Origin of the sequence: Noviherbaspirillum massiliense JC206, from assembly GCF_000312045.1 — a bacterium.
GTDB classification, from domain to species: domain Bacteria; phylum Pseudomonadota; class Gammaproteobacteria; order Burkholderiales; family Burkholderiaceae_D; genus Noviherbaspirillum; species Noviherbaspirillum massiliense.
On sequence record NZ_HE978634.1, the window covers coordinates 2,512,616 to 2,530,839 of the forward strand.

Here is an 18,224-nt window from a genome sequence, read left to right on the forward strand (position 1 = left end):
TTACTCCTGATGAATGTGGGAGTGCGAGGGGGAGGCTTCGGCGCTGCTTTGCGCAACAGGGCGCACCGGCTTCTCTTCCTCCGTGGCTTTACGCGCGGCATCGGCCTTGATGCGCTCACTGTCGGCAGCCATCATGTCGCTCATGCATACCGTTCCGGGCGCCACGCAGCGGTTGACGATGGCGTCGTACAGATGCGGCGTCACCTTTCCGAAATGCCGCACCGGCTCGCGTTCACTGGGCTTTTCCAATTGCAGGTAGTCGTCACGCTCGAGCGCGCCGCCTCCCGCCTTGGTTTTTTGCACCCAGCCTTCAAAGTCCGCAGCGCTCACGCCGTGGTACTTGAAGCGCATGTGGGAGAATCCCGCGCCGCTGTAGTTGGCCGAAAAGCCTTCGTAGACACCGGGCTTGTTCATGACGGCGTTCAGCGTGGTATCCATACCCGGCATGGCGTAGATCTGCCCGGCAAGCGCAGGAATGTAGAAAGAGTTCATCGCATTGGATGCGGTAATCTTGAATCGAACAGGCACATCCACCGGCGTGACGAGTTCATTGACCGTCGCAATACCCTGTTCCGGATAAATGAACAGCCATTTCCAGTCGAGGGCGACGACCTGGACAACCAGCGGCTCGGTGCCGGCAGGAATTTCGCGCTTGGCATCAAGACGTTGCAGGGGCCGGTACGGGTCCAGCTGGTGAGTGCTGATCCAGGTCAGCAAGCCCAGGGCGATGATGATCAACAGCGGAGCGCCCCAGATCACCAGTTCGAGCTTGGTCGAATGGTCCCAGTCGGGATCGTATTTGGCAGAGGTATTGCTTTTCCTGTAGCGCCATGCAAAGAGGATGGTCAGGGCGATCACGGGAACGATGATCAGGAGCATCAACAGCGTGGAAATAACAATGAGATGCCCCTGCTGGGCGGCAATGTCGCCAGAGGGATTCATTACCACCGTATCACAACCGGCAAGCAAGATGACTGGCAACAACAGCCCGCTACGAATTATCAAGGAAATCATGCGGTAGAGTTACAGAGATTGGCGAACATGGTACTGTACTGCTAACGACGCGCATTTCCGATTGGACATTTTGTCCCACCCTGGAACAAGGCCGGAACAGGTCAGACGCGTCGGGCAAAATGACTGAGGAGACGACATGGCAAGCATGAGCACTTCCGCCACCCGCATTTCTTCCGCTTCGCAGCCGCACCCGGACAGCAGCGGCGCGCGACACATCAATGCCCGCGACGGGCAGATTGCACCCGGCGAAATCGCCATCGGCGTCGTCATAGGCCGCGCATCCGAATACTTCGATTTCTTCGTCTATGCGATCGCCTCGGTGCTGGTGTTTCCCTCCGTATTCTTCCCGTTCGAGGGAAGGCTGGAGGGCACCCTGTACGCCTTCGCGATTTTCGCCCTTGCCTTCGTGGCGCGGCCCTTCGGAACGGTTGCCTTCATGGCGATCCAGCGCCGGTTCAGCCGGGAAGTGAAGCTCACGCTCGCGCTCTTTGTCCTCGGCGCATCGACTGCCGGCATGGCCTTCCTGCCAACCTACGCGCACCTGGGTACGGCCTCGATCGTCCTGCTGGCGCTGCTGCGCATCGGCCAGGGCATCGCGCTCGGCGGTTCATGGGACGGGCTGCCCTCGCTGCTGGCGCTCAGCGCGCCGCAACACCGTCGCGGCTGGTATGCAATGCTGGGTCAGCTCGGTGCACCGGTGGGCTTCATCGTTGCCGCCGGACTGTTCTCCTACCTGCTGTCCACGCTGTCCTCCCTGGACTTTATCGAGTGGGGCTGGCGTTATCCGTTCTACGTGGCATTTGCCATCAACGTGGTGGCACTGTTCGCCCGCCTGCGCCTGGTATCCACCTCCGAATACTCGCGCCTGCTTGACGAACGCGAGCTGGAGCCGACCAATGTCATTGAAATGACCCGTTCGCAAGGACGCAATCTGATCATCGGTGCCCTCGCGGCGCTGGCGAGTTACGCGCTGTTCCATCTCGTCACGGTGTTTCCGCTGTCGTGGATCGCCTTGTATTCCTTGCGCTCGATCAGCGACTTCCTGATGGTCCAGATGGCGGGCGCGGCACTGGCGATCCTCGGCATCATCGCCTCCGGCGTGATCGCCGACCGCTTCGGCCGGCGCACGACACTAGGCAGCCTCGCATTCCTGATCGCCCTGTTCAGCGCATCCGTTCCGACCCTGCTGAACAGCGGCGAGCTGGGGCAGGACTTGTTCATCCTGCTCGGTTTCGGCCTGCTCGGCTTGTCATACGGCCAGGCAGCCGGCGCGGTTACCGCCAACTTCCCGGCAAAGTACCGCTACACCGGCGCAGCCCTCACCTCCGATCTGGCCTGGCTCGCCGGCGCAGGCTTCGCTCCGCTGGTGGCGCTTGGCCTGTCCGCGCATTTCGGTCTGGCCTACGTCAGCCTGTACCTGCTGTCAGGCGCCGCGGGTTCGCTGGCTGCGCTCAGCCTCAACCGCGCCCTCGAAATCCGGGACTGACCACGCTGCGCCGCCGGGCGCAGTAGCCAGAGAATCAACTGCCGCTCGGAGCGCGTTCATGCAACGCGCTCCTGTCACTTCTCCCGGCGTACATCGATTGTTCCGATATCGGGGCGGGCCCTTGGGATCGCAAGGTATTGCGGACAAAACCGATATGCCCGCGCAGACCGTAAAACAGGTCGCCGAAGGAAGCGGGCACCACGATCTTGCTGACCGCATTCTCGATCTCATCAAGGTGTTGCAAGAGCTCTTCGCGCCGCTTCGGGTCCGCGCCGGGCTTGAATGCATCGCGTTCAAGGTCCAGCAAGGCCCGGTACCAGCGGTAGATGCGTGACTCCATGCGCCAGCGATAGATGGCCGGTGCGAGTCTCAGCGCGGGAATCAGCAACAAGGCGAACGGCACGAAGAAGGCCACGATGCGCGTGATGATGCTGGCAACCCCGTAGGGGAACATGCGATAAAAGAAACTCTTGCCCGAGGTGTAGTAGCGGGTCGCATCCGGGCTGATCCGGAATTCATGTTCCTGCGGCGCCGGGAACTCGCCGCGCTTCTTGAAGAGGCTGGCACCGCCGTGTACTTCGCGCGCCGCTTCAAGCAGCAGGTCCGACAGCGCCGGGTGCAGGCTGTCCCGGGCAATGATTTCGACGGTCGGGCCGATGAGAGCAGTGTCTTCGGCAGGAATGTCCTTGCCAAAATCCAGCGACCCCCTGGGCAGGCTCAGCTTGTTCAAATAGTTGATGCGTCGGGTATAGCCATCGGCTTGCTCAAAGTTAAACAGGTGAATGTCCGGCGTATGCAGCAGTTCGCGCATCATGTCGGTGGCCGTGGAATCCCCCATGACGAAAATCGCATCCACCCGGTTCTCGCGCAAGGCGCGCACCAGGTCGCCGGGAACGGTGCTGACGAAGGCCGTGTCACCACCGGGTTCGATGCCATTCGCCTTGAGCAGCGTGAGCGCCAGCGAATGCGCCCCGCTGCCTTCCGGCCCGATGTCGAGGCGCAGTCCCCTGAAATCGGAAAGCAAGGTCTTTGGGCTGCCGCGATAAAAGATCATGAGCGGCTGGTAGGAAATGCTCCCGAGCGACACCAGATTCCCCTTGTCCGCCTTGCCAACTTCGCCACCCAGCACAAAGCCGACATCGACCGCCACTTTAGGATCGGACAACTTCTTGAGGTTGTCCCTGGACCCTTCCGAAGGAAGTATCTTCACCGTGACGCCTTGCCGCGCCAGGATCTGCCTGTACTTCTCGGCATTTCGCTGGAATACGCTGCCATTGGGCCCGCTGGCTATGGTGATGGTGTTGGGGGCGCCGAAATTCGCGAATGCGAGGATCGCCATGCCCGCGACGACGCCGAACACCAGGATGGCACTGACGGACATCACCTGCCCTTTTCCAAACAGGCCGTTGAGCTTCGCGAGCATTCTGGACAAATAGATTTTGGGACTCACTGAAGTCACCCTCCGAGTGTGTTGCTGCTTCGGGAAAGCGCAGATGATATGCGGTTTTCACGCGGTGTACATGCCAGAATGCGGGTTGTCGTCATTGAAAGGTGCCCTTCCGTAGGGACGTTTTGAAATGCCGGCTGTTTCAGTTTAATAGGGTGGCGGAGTTTAATCGGATGGAAAAGCGAATCTGAAACAGGTTGGGGATTTTTTGTCGGCTCGTGTGGCGAGAGGTGTTTACTTAACGCCGCCCTAACCGGCCTGTAGCACTTGCTGCGAAGCGGCATGTCCTCGCTCTCTGGGGCAGTCCATACAGGAACTTCTGGAGTTTAGGAACTCCTTTTCCAACACGCCGACAACAAACTCTAAGAAGGCGTAAACCTCATTCCAATTGGCTCCGAAGAAGTAGGTCCGAATCTCTCCGAGGATTCTTTCGCTCCGATTCAAGTATTGCCATCCCGGCCTTTGGTCGATTGGCTTCTTAAAGTAACGAAACCAGAGGTGTGCGCTGAAATTGTCGACGGTGGGCAGATTGCCCTAACGACCGTGGAGAAATCCGTCCGACTCCCAGACTGACAGCTGCAGCGCATTCCAGAGGGAGTTGCGGAGCTCATCGCTCATCCCATCTGACTAAATGGTTTAGCGCACTGACTTTAGGCCCTTGCGTGCGCTAAATGACTTCATATCTGTAGACCTAACTTAAAAACATCCGGTACCGAAGGCGTCCGTGTTCATTGCCAAGTTAGGCTATATCAGGTTCAGAACGTCACTGAGCCTTGCCATACGCTTTTAACGACGCATCGCAATGCGACTTCACATCATTCCACTTGGCCACAATCGCGTCCACGTCCTTTGCGTTTGTCACCTCTTTCAATACCGCTTCCTGAGCGGCCTTTTGGACGGCAGGCTTTTGAGCCTCGACATAGCCGTATGACGTTGCTTTTTGAGCGGCATCCAGATAGACAACGGATTCTGCTTGCGCCTTTTGTGCCGCGGAAGCCGTTCCGGGGCCAAGGCCGTAGGTGGCATTTTGGTAAGCGCATGAAATCATTTCGCTGGCAAACGCTTCGGCGGTCAATGCATCGCTAGCCATCGCTACCGCTGGCATGGCAACGAGCAGTGCAAGTGTCTTACGCATAAGCATCATTTTCTCCCTGTAAGTTGCGCCTAACAACTTAAATGACCGGCAGTCCGGGTTCATTGACAAGTTAAGTTTCATTAATACCCGCACTATTGGTGCACTTCTGGAGAGGACGGAAACGCATTCCTGGTAACCGGCAACTAAATATTCGGTAATCTCTGCGGCATGATACTTTGAATAAAAGTCTTCTCGCGTTGCTTCAAAATCAAACCAGCCTCCACGGTTGACCTTAAAAAGCCAACTTTCAGCTAATTTTGTTTTAGGCGTATTCAACCAAAAGCCGGCCACGTCTAATTCATCCAATATTCTTAGCCCAATATCGTCCGAAAAGATAACCTCTGCGCGCTCATTGGTGGTTTTGAGCCATACCTCAATAACTGTGCCCGCATCATGAGTCCATTGAGCTTCAACTACTTTGACGGAGGTCCCGTTGAACGGAACTTCAATAACCTCGATATCCATAACTCTTTAGTTTCCCCCAATGGCGGTATGAAACTTAACTGTTACGTTATACGGACACAACCGTCCGCTATACACAAGCATCCGCCCGACATGCACGGAATTCCATACCCTTGAAAGCAGGGCCACACCTTGAACTTGATAAGGCCGACCACGGATACGGCAAATGCCATTCCGTGAAATACGGCAGTCGGATCCCGTTATCACGTTGGCAATCACCGCCGTATGCTGTCATGGAATAGTTACAACAGCAACATTAAACCACGTGGGCAATTGCAGCTTTTTCGGCGTCCGGCAGCCGATTGCCGCTTGGTGCGCTCTACGCCGCGATTCCCATTCGTTTCCGTTTCGGGTCAACCGGGCCTCATGTTAGCGCGGAAGGTTCCCTCGACTAGGAGGTGCACCGGCTGGGCCCTTTCGTCTACGCGTCCCCTAGGGCAACCAAGCCCGGTTCCCGTCAGCAGCCTGTCAGCGATTGCGCTATTCTTGGTTTTTTACTCAGTTTCAAAAATGACGAGGAGAAGACCATGCTGCAACAAGTCAAGGGACTGCCCAAACTCAAGGACGAGGCGCTGCTGCGCAACCAGGCTTATCTGAATGGCGCTTGGGTTGGCGGCGCATCGACTTTCGATGTGACTAACCCGGCCGACGGCGTGACGATTGCCTCGGTGCCGAACCTTGGCGCCAAGGAGGCACAGGCCGCGATCGAGGCCGCTGCAGCCGCCTTCCCCGCCTGGTCTTCCAAAACCGCGAAGGAACGCGCCGGCATCATGCGCAAGTGGTTCGACCTGCTGGTCGCGAATGCCGACGATCTGGCCGCATTGATGACCGCCGAGCAAGGCAAGCCGCTGGCGGAAGCGAAAGGCGAAGTCGCCTATGGCGCGAGCTTCGTCGAATGGTTCGCAGAAGAAGCGAAGCGGGTATGCGGCGACGTGATGGCATCCACATGGAGCGACAAGCGCATGGTGGTGCTCAAGCAGCCGATCGGCGTGTGCGCCGCTATTACTCCATGGAACTTCCCGATCGCGATGATCACGCGCAAGGTCGCGCCCGCGATTGCAGCCGGCTGCACCATCGTGATCAAGCCGGCCGAACAGACGCCCCTGTCCGCGCTGGCCATGGCCGAACTCGCACACCGCGCCGGCCTGCCGCCGGGGGTGATGAATATCGTGACGGCCGATGCCCAGCGTTCCATCGAAGTCGGCAAGGTGCTGTGCGAGAGCCCGACCGTACGACATCTGTCCTTCACCGGATCGACCCCGGTCGGCCGCATCCTGATGCAGCAGTGCGCGCCCACCGTCAAGAAACTGTCGCTCGAACTCGGCGGCCATGCGCCCTTCATTGTGTTCGAGGATGCCGACATCGATGCCGCGGTGGAAGGCGCGCTGGCCTCGAAATACCGTAATGCCGGCCAGACCTGCGTGTGCACCAACCGCATATACGTGCATGAATCCATCCATGACAAGTTCGTCGAAAAGCTGGCCGCCGGCGCGGCGAAGATCAAGGTCGGCAACGGCTTCGAGCAAGGCGTGGTACAGGGGCCGCTGATCGACGACCAGGCGGTCGCGAAGGTGGAGGAGCATGTCGCCGATGCGGTCGCCAAGGGTGCGAAAGTGCTCACCGGCGGCAAGGCGCATGCGCTCGGCGGGCATTTCTACGAACCGACGGTGCTGGCCAACGTCACCGGCGACATGAAGGTGATGCGCGAAGAAACCTTCGGGCCGGTCGCCGCAGTGACCAAGTTCCGTACCGAGGAAGAAGCGATCGCCGCCGCCAACGATACCGAGTTCGGCCTGGCGAGCTATTTCTATTCGCGCGACATCGGCCGCGTCTGGCGGGTTGCGGAAAAGCTGGACTACGGCATGGTCGGCATCAACACCGGGATCATCTCGAACGAAGTCGCCCCCTTTGGCGGCGTCAAGCAGTCGGGCCTAGGGCGTGAAGGCTCGAAATACGGCATCGAGGAATACCTGGAAATGAAATACCTGTGCATGGGCGGCGTCTGAGCCTTTGCGAAAGCGCACTGCCGGCCGCGGCGATGAAGCGGCGGCCGGTTTTCCCGCCGACCGCCGTCACGAGAAGAACATGAACGAGACGCTTTGCAGGGCTATCCAGGAAAAACGGGTGCTCGAACTGCGCTACCACGGCTATTCGCGCATCGTCGAGCCCCATGTCTACGGCCGCAACAAAAAGGAAGAGGAAATGCTGCGCTGCTACCAGCTTGCCGGTGGCAGCGACAGCGGCGAACGCGCGGGCTGGAAGATGCTCAAGGTGGACGATACCTTCCTCGTGCACCTGACGGAGACGCAATTCCTTCCCCGTCCCGATTACCAGCCCGAGGACAAGGTGATCGTGGACGTGTTCGCGCGGATATAGCCCGGGATTCCTGCTTGCCAAGCAAGCGCTTCACTGCCGCGGCGCCTGCCGGCTGATCGGCGTGCCTATTCCTGCGGCCGGACGATCGGGCCGCCCGCTCAGCACCATCTCTTCCAGCGGCTCCACCGCCGGCCCGTGCAGGACTTCGCCATCGACGTCGAAGCGTGATCCATGGCAGGGGCAGTCCCAGGATTTTTCCGCGGAATTCCAGGACACCATGCAACCCAGGTGGGTGCAAGCGGCTGACAGCACATGCAGCTCGCCTTCCGGATCCCGGTAGATCGCGAGCTTCTTGCCGCCTTCACTCACCACCGCACCCTGTCCGGGCGCGATCGCCTGCACCGATTCGAGCTCGCCCGCCTTCAGCCAGTCGCCATACTGCGACAGGGCGTTGGCCTGTTCCTTGAAAAACTCGGAGAAGCCGTGCACCACGTGCCGTGCCGGGTCGTACAGCTCGGCCCACGGATTGTTGCGGCCCATGATCAGGTCGGTCACCAGCATTGCGCCTGCAGTGCAATGCGTCATGCCGTTGCCGGAGTCGCCGGTGATGACGTACACGTTCGGGTCGTCCAGCGGGTTGCGGCCGAGATAGGCCAGGCCGTCGGCCGGTTCCATCACCTCGCCCGACCAGCGGTATTCAACCGCGCCGGCCATCGGATAGCGTTCCCTCACCCAGGTTTCGATTTCATCATAACGATGCTCGGGATGCGTGTCCTGCCCCACCTTGTGGTCGGCCCCGCCCACGATCAGGACATCATGATCGGCATCCTGGTCCGGCGTTTCCACGCGCACGTAGTAGTACGGAGCGCCGTTATCCCACAGCAGGATCCGTGGCACCGAGTCCTTCGGCACGCGCAGGCCGAGCACATAGGTCCGGTAAGCTGCCTGCTTGGTATGCATGACGACGCGGTTGTTGAAGGGCGTGTTGGTCGCCACCACTACCGCTGCGGCATGGATCTGGCCGCCCCTGGTCGTCACCATCTGGCGATCCTGGCTGCGCTCCACGCTGAGCGCGCGGGTATGGGTGTAGATCCGGCCGCCATAGCGCTCCACGGCCTCGGCCAGGCCTGCAAGGTATTTCAGCGGATGAAACTGTGCCTGATGCGCGAAGCGCAGGCAGGGGCCGGTATCGAAGCCCAGCTCCGGCACGCGCACCAGCTTGGTCACATCCACGCCGGCGCGGCGCGCAGCCGCCAGTTCCTTGTCCAGGTCCGGATAACCGTCGCTCGTCAGCGCAAACAGGTAGCCGTCCAGCCGTTCGAACTCGCAGGCGATGTCTTCCGTTTGCGCGATCGCTTCCACCAGTGCCGTCGCCCGGGCAAAGCTGTCGGCAAGCAGGCGCGCCTTCTCGACGCCGAAAGCGCGCTCGATGGCGCAATAGCGGTTATCGGGCGGGAAAAAATGTGCGGTGGTGCGCGCAGTTTCGCCCGCGCCGATCTGCATCGCTTCCACCAGCACCACCGACTTGCCTTCACACGCCAGCAGGTACGCCGTGGTGAGGCCCGCAATGCCGCCGCCGATGACGCACACGTCAGCTTCGAGATTTTCTTGCAAGCTGGAATAGCGCGGCAATTGCGCCGTTTTCATCCAGACTGAGGTTGAACCCTTTGATTCGACTGTCATTTTCCGATTTTTCCTTCCGCATGCACCGCAATACCGGCCTGCAAAGATTAGGCTTCGGTGCGGCGCACAAGTTCAGCAGGCAAGCCGGCGGGCGCCGCCGGTGTTTTCGAACAGCAGCTTCGGGAGCAAGCCTGTAAAATTTCGCCCGCACCGGCCAAAACACCGGCTGCCATCAAGTATCAAGAACATTCAGCTCTGGCCGATGCCGGCAGGAATCCGGCGGAAGGCTGCTGCGAGCAATCCCACAAGGAAAAAACAAACCGTGTCCGCTCACCCCGAAACCAGCCTTTCTTCCTCAACAGAAAACAAGCACTTGCCCGGCGCCAACGCGCTGGCCCTGATCCTGGCCGCTCTCGCCATGATCGGCCCGTTCTCCGTCGACACCTATCTCCCCGCATTTGCCAACATCCAGTCGTCGCTGCATGCCAGTCCGCTGCAGGTGCAGCAAACCCTGACTGCGTACATGTTTTCCTTCGGCATGATGATTCTTTGGCATGGCGCCCTGTCCGATGCCTTCGGCCGCCGCAATATCATCCTCGGGGCGCTCGCGGTATTCGCCGTCGCCTCGCTCGGCTGCGCCGCCGCGCACAGCGTCGAATACCTGTGGGCCTTCCGCATGCTGCAGGGCATATCGGCGGGCGCGGGTGTGGTGATCGGCCGCGCCATCATCCGCGACGTGTACTCGGGGGCCCCGGCAGCGCGCCTGCTGTCCCTGGTCACCATGATCTTTTCGATTGCGCCGGCGATTGCGCCCATCCTCGGCGGCTGGATCGTGAAGCTGCTGGACTGGCGCTCCATCTTCCTGTTCCTGTTCGTCTATACCGTCCTGCTGCTATGGATGTGCTTCAAGCGCCTGCCGGAAACCCTGCCTCCGGCCAAGCGCCAGCCATTCAATCCCCGCTTCCTGGCGCAGAGTTACACCCAGGTATTCCGCTCGCTCATGTTCCAGCTGATCGCCGGCACCGTCGCCTTCAACTTTGCCGGACTATTCCTCTACATTTCCGCCGCGCCGGTCTTCATCACCCAGCACCTCGGACTCGGCCCCGACCAGTTCGGCTGGCAATTCGTGCCGGCGGTGGGCGGCATCTTCAGCGGCGCATTGGCAGCCAACCGGCTGGCAGGCCGGGTTCCGGTGCCGAAGCAGGTCAAGATCGGTTTCATCCTTCTGCTCGGCGCGTCCCTGTTCAACGTCCTCTACCACGCCTTCTTCCCGCCCGCCCTGCCTTGGTCGGTAGCGCCGCTGTTCTTCTATACCTTCGGCATGTCGGTCGTGGCTCCCGGCGCGACGCTGATGGTGCTCGACCTGTTCCCCAGCATCCGCGGCATCGTCGCTTCCTGCCAGTCCTTCACACAGACCATGCTGGCCGCGCTGGTATCCGGCCTGATCGCACCCATCCTGTCGCATTCGGTATTCCTGCTGGCGGCGGGCCAGTTCGCTTTTGTCCTGATTGCGCTGGCACTGTGGTCGGGCGGACGTCACTGGCACAACATCCAGACACGCCGCCATCCGCATGCCTGCCAGGCTGAGTGACGCCTGCAAGAAAGTCAGCGGAAAAACAGCAGGCGCGTGGCGAACACGTAATCGGCTTCCGTCGCCATCAGGATCACCAGCACCAGCAGGCACAATGGCGGGAGCAGGATGGCATAGATCAGCGCCAGCCTTTCCCATGCCATGTGCATGAAGACCGCGACGATCAGTCCGGCCTTCATCAGCATGAGAAGAATGATCAGGCTCCAGCGCAGGTAACCGTGAAAATTGAAGTAATCGACCAGGTAGGACAGCGTGCTGAGCACGAACAGCAAGCCCCAGATCTTCAGATAGAGGCTGATCGGATGTTGTTGCCCGGTGGCGGAACTCATGGGCGGCCTCACCAGAGATAGAACAGCGCAAAGATGAATACCCAGACCAGGTCGACGAAGTGCCAGTACAGGCCGGCGATCTCCACGATCTGGTAATTGCCGGTTTTCTCGTAGCGCCCGCGCAGCACGCGCACCGCCACGGTCAGGAGGTAGATCACGCCGGCGGTCACATGCAGGCCATGAAAGCCGGTGATCATGAAGAAGCTGGCGCCGAACTGCTCCGCGCCCATGGGATTGCCCCAGGGCCGCACACCTTCGCCGACGATCAGCTTGGTCCATTCGAAAGCTTGCATGCAAACGAAGGTGGCGCCGAACGCGGCAGTGACGAACATCAGCGCGGCGGTGCGCACGCGGTCACGACGATAGGCGAAATTGACCGCCATCGCCATGGTGCCGCTGCTGCTGATCAGCACAAAGGTCATGATCGCGATCAATAGCAGCGGGACTTCCACGCCCCCAACGTTCAGGCCGAACACGATGCTCGGATTCGGCCAGGGCACGGTGGTCGAGACGCGCACCGTCATGTAGCCGGTCAGGAAGCAACTGAAGACGAAGGTGTCGGACAGCAGGAAAATCCACATCATCGCCTTGCCCCAGGATACCTGGAAGGCCTGGCGGTCGGACGACCAGTCCGCAACCAGTCCACGCCAGCCGCCGAATGATGCGTGGGCGACGGGAACGGGAGTTTCCGGTGGCGGGGAAAGTTGTGCACTCATGGGTACTCCTTGGTTTCCAACTCATCCGGTGCCGCAGATCAGCCGCACCGTTTCCGGCGTCAGCCAGCCCAGCGCCGCAAACAGCACCAGCCAGACCGCCAGCAGGAAATGCCAGTAGCGCGCGCACAGACCGATGCGCGCTGCGACACGCGGGCGGGCAGCATGGCCGGCGGCGCCGTACATTGTCCATCCCCAGCCTGCCAGCCCGCCCAGAACATGCAATCCATGCATTGCGGTGAGCAGGTAGAAGAAGCTGGCGGCAGGATTGCCGGTGGCCCTCACCTGATTCATCTGCAAGGCCTGCCAGGCTGAAAGCTGCACGCACAGGAATGCGAAAGCGCAGCTGCCTCCGACCAGCAGCAGCGTGCGGGCCCTGTCCCATTGCGCATGCCGGGCCGCTGCACTCGCCCGCTGCAAGCTCACGCTGCCGGCCAGCAGCAGGGTCGTGCTGATCCAGAGCTGCCAGGGCATGGCGATCGGCGACCAGTCGCTGCTTGCCATGCGCATGACATAGGCGGCGAGGAAGAGCGAAAACAGGGAGGTTGCCACGCCGATGAATGCCCATAGCCCGATGCCCCCCGGCGTGCCGCGGCGCCAGCGCCAGCCCGCTGCATCCGGCGCGCGTGGCTCTTCCCGTTCATCGCGCGCGACCTTGAAGACCACAGTGGTGTTCATGCCAGCGCCTCCTTGCCGGTATAGGGTTCGGGTTCCATCCCGCCGTCGCCGGGCGGCGCGTTCTGGGCAATGAAATCCTGCGGCGCGCCCGGCACACTGTAGGCATAGGCCCAGCGGTAGACCACCGGCAGATGCGGTCCCCAGTTGCCATGCACGGGCGGCGTGTCCGGCGTCTGCCATTCCAGCGAAGCGGCGCGCCAGGGATTGCCATCGGCCTGTCTGCCGCGAAACGCACTCCAGACGAGATTGAAGACGAAGACCAGCTGCGCCGCGGCGACCACAAACGCGACCACGGAAATGAACATGTTCAGCGTATGCGCCGATTGCGGGATAAAGGCATAGTTGTCGAAGGCATAGTAGCGGCGCGGCATGCCGAGGATCCCGAGGTAGTGCATCGGGAAAAAGATGGCATAGGTGCCGAGGAAGGTGACCCAGAAATGCAGCCTGCCCAGCCTATCGTTCAGCATGCGGCCGGTGACCTTGGGATACCAGTGATAGATGCCGCCGAACACTACGAGGATGGGCGCCACGCCCATCACCATGTGGAAGTGGGCCACCACGAAATAGGTGTTCGACAAGGGGATATCGACGCTCACGTTGCCGAGGAACAGCCCGGTCAGCCCGCCGATGGCGAAGGTGCTGACGAAGGCGAGCGCAAACAGCATCGTCACCGACAGGTGTATGTCGCCGCGCCACAGCGTCAGCAGCCAGTTGTACATCTTGATCGCGGTCGGTACGGCGATGATCAGGGTGGTGGTGGCGAAGAAGAAGCCGAAGTACGGATTCATGCCGGAGACGAACATGTGGTGTGCCCACACCACCACCGACAGCACGCCGATCGCGAGGATGGCCCAGACCATGTTGCGGTAGCCGAAGATGCTCTTGCGCGCATGCACGCTGATCAGGTCGGACACGATGCCGAAGGCGGGCAGCGCGACGATGTAGACTTCCGGATGGCCGAAGAACCAGAACAAATGCTGGAACAGCAGCGGGCTGCCGCCCTTGTAGCCGGTCGCCTGTCCCATCGATACCAGTGAAGGCATGAAGAAGCTCGTGCCGAGCGTCTTGTCGAGCAACATCATGACGCCGGACACGAACAGCGCCGGAAACGCCAGCAGTGCGAGGATGGTCGCGGTGAAGATGCCCCACACGGCGAGCGGCATGCGCATCAGCGTCATGCCTTCGGTACGCGCCTGCAGCACCGTGGTGACGTAATTCAGACCGCCCATGGTGGCGGCCACGATGAAGATCAAGAGCGACACCAGCATCAGGATAATGCCCCAGTCGGCGCCTGGCGTGCCGGGCAGAATCGCCTGCGGCGGATACAGGGTCCAGCCGGCGCCGGTCGGCCCGCCGGGCACGAAGAAGCTGGCCATCAGCACCAGCACCGACAGCAGGTAGACCCAGTAGCTCAGCATGTTCAGGAAGGGGAATACCATGTCGCGCGCGCCCACCATCAGCGGGATCAGGTAATTGCCGAAGCCGCCGAGGAACAGGGCGGTGAGCAGGTAGATCACCATGATCATGCCGTGCATGGTGACGAACTGGTAGTAATGCTGGGCATCGATGAAGGCGAACTTGCCGGGGAAGCCGAGCTGCAGCCGCATCAGGTTCGATAGCGCCACGCCGACCAGCCCGACGATGATCGCGGTGCTCGCGTACTGGATCGCGATCACCTTGTGGTCCTGGCTCCAGACATACCTGGTCCAGAAGCTCTGCGGCGCGTGCTGCGCATCATGATCGGCGTAGGGCATGGCCTTCTCCCTTGAACGGTTGCTGCGGTTTCATTTCTGCGCCTTCTGTGCCGGCGGCTTTTCCGTGCCGCCCAGGGACTGGATATAGGCGACCAGCGCGTTCACTTCCTCGTCGCTCATCTCGATCTTCGGCATGATGGGCGCGAAGCCTTTTACCACCTGTGCATTCGGGTCCCGGATCGACTTCTTCAAATAGGCTTCATCAGCTGCTGCAGTAGAGCCGTCGGCCATGGGTTCAGTCTTGCCGTACAGCCCTTTCCAGGTCGGGCCGACGCCCGGGTTGCCGTCGATGGAATGGCAGGCCACGCATCCCTTGGACTGGGACAGCGCCCTGCCTTTTTCCGCCATCCCGCCGGCAGACGCGACCGCGGACGTGCCGGCGCGCGGCGGTGCCATCGATTGCGCAAAAGTCGGCTGCCCCCGCAGCCATACCCGGAACTTGTCTTCCTCCTCCACCACCACGTAGCTGCGCATGTTGTAATGCCCCATGCCGCACAGCTGCGCGCACAGGATTTCATAGCGGCCCGGCCTGGTGGGAGTGAACCAGAAACTGGTCACCATGCCCGGCACGATGTTCATGCGGGCGCGGAATTGCGGGACATAGAAGTCGTGCAGCACATCATGCGAGCGCAGCAGCATCTTGACCGGCTTGTTGAGCGGCAGGTGCAGTTCGTTACCGCCGATCAGGACATTGTCCTGGCCGGATGGATCGCCCGGGTCGACGCCGAAGGGATTCGTGGCATTCACGAAGCGGATATCGGTCGGGCCCAGCCTGCCGTCGGCGCCCGGAAAGCGGAAGCGCCACTGCCACTGCTGGGCCAGCGCTTCCACCTCGATCGCATCGCGCGGCGCCCGCACATAATCGGCATAGACGAACAGGCCGGGCATCAGCAGCGCCATGATGCCGAGGGAAGTGGCGACCAGAAGCCAGCGCTCCAGCCTGCGGTTGTCCGGCTGGTAGGCGGCACTGCTGCCTTCGCGATGGCGGTAACGCAGCAGGGTGTAGACGACGAACAGATTGATGGCGACGAAGAAGATTCCCGTGATCACCAGCGTGATGATCAGGGTGTCATCCATCTGCCTCCAGTTCGAAGCGAGAGGCGTGGTCCACCACGGGCTGATGAAATGAAACAGCAAGGCCCCGAGGACGATGACGATCAGTGCGACAGCCATGGCCATACCAATCCCCTTCCTTCGGGACCGGGCCGCGCACTCCGCCATGTCCGGACATGCGCCGGCCCGCTTCCCATGCGAAAACGGACGAAAGGCGAACGCCTTTCGTCCGCTCGATCAACGCACCACGGCCTGCAATTCAGGCAGGCCGGTTCATCTCATCAAGGCCGGCCGTTCCAGCTTCCAGTACATGCCGGCGGCCACCATGCCGAAAATCAGGTGGGCGATCAGGGCCGGCCAGCCCCGCACATCGGCAAACCAGGTGAAGATGCGGGCCATGCCGTAGAAGTTGACCAGGTAAAGCACCAGGCCATACGCCGCCCCCACGAGCAGCACCATGGCGGGGCTCGAATCCAAATGGAAGGGAGCGATGATGGCAGCCAGGATCATGCCGAACACGATGCCCAGCACATAATGGATGACCAGCGACAGGGCCACGATGCTCACGCTGAACGCATGCGACTGCAGCGCGTCGGGTCCCGTCACGATGGCGGCGATCATGTGCGACATGGTCCAGGGAGTGGCGCCCATGAGATTGGTCGACCACAGCATTTCCAGCACCATCAGGACTGCGCCGGCGACGAAGCCGGAGACTGCCGCCGCCGTCCAGTCGGGGGAGCGCGCTACCCTGCGATGTGAACGCATATGAATTTCCATGCTACCTCCTGCCAATTGTCAGGCGCCGGCCGGTGCCGCGAACCTGCTCGTTGCCGGCAAGCAGCTGCCACTACGGGAACACGGGCACGTTCGGTTCTTCGCCGTTGAACTTCATTTCAGGATGACGATCGGCCATCACTTTCTCGATCTGCTCCACCTTGCGCGCGGGCACATCGACGATCAGGAGAATCTTGCCGCGTTCAAGTTCGGGGTAAAACGATTTCAGCCTGGTATTCGGCAAGGCTGCCGCGACCATGCTGGCCGCCCATCCGCCGAACAGAACCCCGACCAGTGCCGAAACGAGGACCACCAGCGCTTCCGAAGACAGGCCGTAGTAGTAGACGAGCAGAAAACCGAAAGCGATGCCCAGGATTCCGCCGACGATCATGCCGGAGCTGGCACCATGAACTACATCGGTTTTATGGAACAGCGTGCCGTCCGGCAGATCAGGGGGCAACATGGTTCCGCCGGTTACGAAATGGATATGCTTTTCCTCGATCCGGTTGAGCAGCAAGTCATCCAGGGTTTTCCGGGCGCACTCGATATCCGGAAGCAAGTAGTAAAGCGTGTGTCGCATGATTGAACCTCCTGCGAGGTACGTTGGCTGGTCGATTCAGTATAGGCAGCGGTGCCTCACTTTCAATATCGCGTCCAAGGAAAATCATGAGGCAGGTCAATTCGTTTGCGTACCGGCGGCCCGCCTTGTCTTGATGCCGGGCAGGATGGCGAAGGCGATGCCGAGATATGGCAGTACATCAGCAAGCGTGGCACCAATCCGATTCAGGCGCAGGGCAGCATGGATGGCGGCAGTGCGCGGGATCAGCCAGCGCAGGAATTGCAGCGAATTGTCGAACCGCAGTGATACAAGCGGCAAATCCGTCAGGACCATATCCTGCAGAAATCCCTGAACTCGGTCAGCGGCTTCGACAGGTTTTTCCTGGCGCTGTAAATCATATAAAGACTGCGCATCATCTTCGGCAGTGTGCTGTGGACTTCCACCAGCCGCCCCTGGGCGAGGAGATCGGCCACGACCAGGCGCGACAGGCAGGCGAGCCCGAGCCCGACCATGCAGGCCTGGGTGATCGCCTCCGAACTGCTGAACACGCCGCCTTCGGCCATGTGATGCAAATGCGGAATCAGGGCGTCTTCCACCGCTTCGCGGGTGCCCGAGCCCGGTTCGCGCAGCAGCCATTTCGCCTGTGCGAGGACGGCGGGCGTGGCCTTGCGGCGCGTGTTCCCCGCTGCCAGTGCATGGCTGGGCGCGGCGACGATGATGAGTTCATCCCTGATCCATGGCTCGACTCTCAGGTCGCGCACATGGGAGGGCCCTTCGATGAATCCGATGTCGACGTCGAAGTTGGCCACGGCCGCCGCCACCTCTGCCGTATTCGCGATCAGCACCCGTGGAGTGATCTCGCCGTGGCGGCTGGCGTAGCCGGCAATCAGTCCGGGCAGGATGTAAGTGCCGATGGTGGTACTGGCGCCGATGACCAGATCCCTTTTCACCCCCTCCGCGCCGCTGAACTGGCTCTCGATGGTGCGCGCGAGCGCCAGCATCTGCCTTGAATGCGCGAGCAGCAGCCGGCCGTTGTCGTTGAGAATGAGTCGTTTGCCAACCCGGTCGAACAAGGCTGCATTCAGCAGGCTTTCCAGCTCGTTGAGCGCGGCGCTGGTAGCGGACTGCGACAGCGCAAGCTGTTCGGACGCCGCCGTGGTGCTGCCGCTCGATGCGACCGCTTCAAAGATCTGCAATTGCCTCAGGGTGATGCGCATGAATTTCAGATAAATTACATAGCCAAAAAACAGGTAGGTTTTAGAAGAATAACCTGTTTTACTTATATCGTGC

At 60.8% G+C, this 18,224-nt stretch carries 17 protein-coding genes; 4 read left to right on the top strand and 13 right to left on the bottom strand.

Annotated features, from left to right (window positions below; all coding sequences use genetic code 11):
• On the bottom strand, positions 1-1,014 hold the full coding sequence (gene cyoA / locus HGHM_RS12360) for a ubiquinol oxidase subunit II (RefSeq protein WP_034348516.1): 1,014 nt from the start codon (positions 1,012-1,014) through the stop codon (positions 1-3).
• A 136-nt stretch (positions 1,015-1,150) separates the two neighbouring features.
• On the opposite strand from cyoA, the gene HGHM_RS12365 reads away from it, so the two are divergent.
• Complete coding sequence (locus tag HGHM_RS12365; protein ID WP_019141849.1) at positions 1,151-2,500, top strand: MFS transporter; 1,350 nt, start codon at positions 1,151-1,153, stop codon at positions 2,498-2,500.
• A 34-nt stretch (positions 2,501-2,534) separates the two neighbouring features.
• On the opposite strand, the gene HGHM_RS12370 is transcribed toward HGHM_RS12365, so the two are convergent.
• Together HGHM_RS12370 and HGHM_RS22325 are read right to left on the bottom strand one after the other, a co-directional pair.
• Positions 2,535-3,950 carry a TAXI family TRAP transporter solute-binding subunit gene (locus HGHM_RS12370; RefSeq protein WP_245549212.1) on the bottom strand — a complete coding sequence of 472 codons (1,416 nt, stop codon included), beginning with the start codon at positions 3,948-3,950 and terminating at the stop codon, positions 2,535-2,537.
• Between the two features lie 760 nt (positions 3,951-4,710).
• A complete protein-coding gene (locus HGHM_RS22325) occupies positions 4,711-5,547 on the bottom strand; it encodes a hypothetical protein (RefSeq protein WP_019141851.1) in 837 nt (278 codons plus the stop codon).
• Positions 5,548-6,071: 524 nt separating this feature from the next.
• Here HGHM_RS22325 and HGHM_RS12380 point away from each other — a divergent pair.
• Together HGHM_RS12380 and HGHM_RS12385 are read left to right on the top strand one after the other, a co-directional pair.
• Positions 6,072-7,550 carry an NAD-dependent succinate-semialdehyde dehydrogenase gene (locus HGHM_RS12380; protein WP_019141852.1) on the top strand — a complete coding sequence of 493 codons (1,479 nt, stop codon included), beginning with the start codon at positions 6,072-6,074 and terminating at the stop codon, positions 7,548-7,550.
• 79 nt (positions 7,551-7,629) lie between these two features.
• Positions 7,630-7,920, top strand: a complete 291-nt coding sequence (locus HGHM_RS12385) for a hypothetical protein (protein WP_026075966.1) — start codon at positions 7,630-7,632, stop codon at positions 7,918-7,920.
• A 30-nt stretch (positions 7,921-7,950) separates the two neighbouring features.
• Here the strand turns inward: HGHM_RS12385 and HGHM_RS12390 are convergent, their stop codons facing one another.
• On the bottom strand, positions 7,951-9,543 hold the full coding sequence (locus HGHM_RS12390) for an FAD-dependent oxidoreductase (RefSeq protein ID WP_051155295.1): 1,593 nt from the start codon (positions 9,541-9,543) through the stop codon (positions 7,951-7,953).
• Positions 9,544-9,901: 358 nt separating this feature from the next.
• On the opposite strand from HGHM_RS12390, the gene HGHM_RS12395 reads away from it, so the two are divergent.
• Positions 9,902-11,074, top strand: coding sequence for a multidrug effflux MFS transporter (locus tag HGHM_RS12395; protein WP_245549263.1), 1,173 nt, complete (start codon positions 9,902-9,904; stop codon positions 11,072-11,074).
• 14 nt (positions 11,075-11,088) lie between these two features.
• On the opposite strand, the gene HGHM_RS12400 is transcribed toward HGHM_RS12395, so the two are convergent.
• The 9 genes from HGHM_RS12400 to HGHM_RS12440 form a co-directional block, all read right to left on the bottom strand.
• Positions 11,089-11,403, bottom strand: coding sequence for a cytochrome C oxidase subunit IV family protein (locus tag HGHM_RS12400; protein WP_019141856.1), 315 nt, complete (start codon positions 11,401-11,403; stop codon positions 11,089-11,091).
• An 8-nt stretch (positions 11,404-11,411) separates the two neighbouring features.
• On the bottom strand, positions 11,412-12,119 hold the full coding sequence (locus HGHM_RS12405) for a heme-copper oxidase subunit III family protein (RefSeq protein WP_019141857.1): 708 nt from the start codon (positions 12,117-12,119) through the stop codon (positions 11,412-11,414).
• A 21-nt stretch (positions 12,120-12,140) separates the two neighbouring features.
• Positions 12,141-12,794: a cytochrome c oxidase subunit 3 gene (locus tag HGHM_RS12410; RefSeq protein ID WP_019141858.1), complete on the bottom strand. Its 654-nt coding sequence runs from the start codon at positions 12,792-12,794 to the stop codon at positions 12,141-12,143.
• The gene (ctaD, locus tag HGHM_RS12415) at positions 12,791-14,548 is read right to left on the bottom strand and encodes a cytochrome c oxidase subunit I (protein ID WP_019141859.1); all 1,758 of its coding nucleotides are present in this window, start codon (positions 14,546-14,548) and stop codon (positions 12,791-12,793) included. Before ctaD ends, HGHM_RS12410 begins: the two co-directional genes overlap by 4 nt.
• 30 nt (positions 14,549-14,578) lie before the next feature.
• Positions 14,579-15,727: a cytochrome c oxidase subunit II gene (locus tag HGHM_RS12420; RefSeq protein ID WP_019141860.1), complete on the bottom strand. Its 1,149-nt coding sequence runs from the start codon at positions 15,725-15,727 to the stop codon at positions 14,579-14,581.
• A 147-nt stretch (positions 15,728-15,874) separates the two neighbouring features.
• Positions 15,875-16,366, bottom strand: a complete 492-nt coding sequence (locus tag HGHM_RS12425; RefSeq protein WP_019141861.1) for a hypothetical protein — start codon at positions 16,364-16,366, stop codon at positions 15,875-15,877.
• Positions 16,367-16,448: 82 nt separating this feature from the next.
• Complete coding sequence (locus tag HGHM_RS12430; RefSeq protein ID WP_019141862.1) at positions 16,449-16,955, bottom strand: hypothetical protein; 507 nt, start codon at positions 16,953-16,955, stop codon at positions 16,449-16,451.
• 96 nt (positions 16,956-17,051) lie between these two features.
• On the bottom strand, positions 17,052-17,267 hold the full coding sequence (locus tag HGHM_RS12435; protein ID WP_019141863.1) for a hypothetical protein: 216 nt from the start codon (positions 17,265-17,267) through the stop codon (positions 17,052-17,054).
• Complete coding sequence (locus HGHM_RS12440) at positions 17,258-18,151, bottom strand: LysR family transcriptional regulator (RefSeq protein WP_019141864.1); 894 nt, start codon at positions 18,149-18,151, stop codon at positions 17,258-17,260. The genes HGHM_RS12435 and HGHM_RS12440 overlap by 10 nt, the downstream gene beginning before the upstream one ends.
• Positions 18,152-18,224 lie beyond the last annotated feature (73 nt).

Coding starts and splice junctions, on each gene's coding strand:
- HGHM_RS12410 (WP_019141858.1), bottom strand. CDS start 12,794: ATGAACACCACTGTGGTCTTCAAGGTCGCGCGCGATGAACGGGAAGAG.
- HGHM_RS12435 (WP_019141863.1), bottom strand. CDS start 17,267: ATGGTCCTGACGGATTTGCCGCTTGTATCACTGCGGTTCGACAATTCG.
- HGHM_RS12380 (WP_019141852.1), top strand. CDS start 6,072: ATGCTGCAACAAGTCAAGGGACTGCCCAAACTCAAGGACGAGGCGCTG.
- HGHM_RS12395 (WP_245549263.1), top strand. CDS start 9,902: ATGATCGGCCCGTTCTCCGTCGACACCTATCTCCCCGCATTTGCCAAC.
- HGHM_RS12405 (WP_019141857.1), bottom strand. CDS start 12,119: ATGAGTGCACAACTTTCCCCGCCACCGGAAACTCCCGTTCCCGTCGCC.
- HGHM_RS12440 (WP_019141864.1), bottom strand. CDS start 18,151: ATGCGCATCACCCTGAGGCAATTGCAGATCTTTGAAGCGGTCGCATCG.
- HGHM_RS22325 (WP_019141851.1), bottom strand. CDS start 5,547: ATGGATATCGAGGTTATTGAAGTTCCGTTCAACGGGACCTCCGTCAAA.
- HGHM_RS12385 (WP_026075966.1), top strand. CDS start 7,630: ATGAACGAGACGCTTTGCAGGGCTATCCAGGAAAAACGGGTGCTCGAA.
- HGHM_RS12430 (WP_019141862.1), bottom strand. CDS start 16,955: ATGCGACACACGCTTTACTACTTGCTTCCGGATATCGAGTGCGCCCGG.
- HGHM_RS12425 (WP_019141861.1), bottom strand. CDS start 16,366: ATGCGTTCACATCGCAGGGTAGCGCGCTCCCCCGACTGGACGGCGGCG.
- HGHM_RS12365 (WP_019141849.1), top strand. CDS start 1,151: ATGGCAAGCATGAGCACTTCCGCCACCCGCATTTCTTCCGCTTCGCAG.
- cyoA (WP_034348516.1), bottom strand. CDS start 1,014: ATGATTTCCTTGATAATTCGTAGCGGGCTGTTGTTGCCAGTCATCTTG.
- HGHM_RS12390 (WP_051155295.1), bottom strand. CDS start 9,543: ATGACAGTCGAATCAAAGGGTTCAACCTCAGTCTGGATGAAAACGGCG.
- HGHM_RS12400 (WP_019141856.1), bottom strand. CDS start 11,403: ATGAGTTCCGCCACCGGGCAACAACATCCGATCAGCCTCTATCTGAAG.
- ctaD (WP_019141859.1), bottom strand. CDS start 14,548: ATGCCCTACGCCGATCATGATGCGCAGCACGCGCCGCAGAGCTTCTGG.
- HGHM_RS12420 (WP_019141860.1), bottom strand. CDS start 15,727: ATGGCCATGGCTGTCGCACTGATCGTCATCGTCCTCGGGGCCTTGCTG.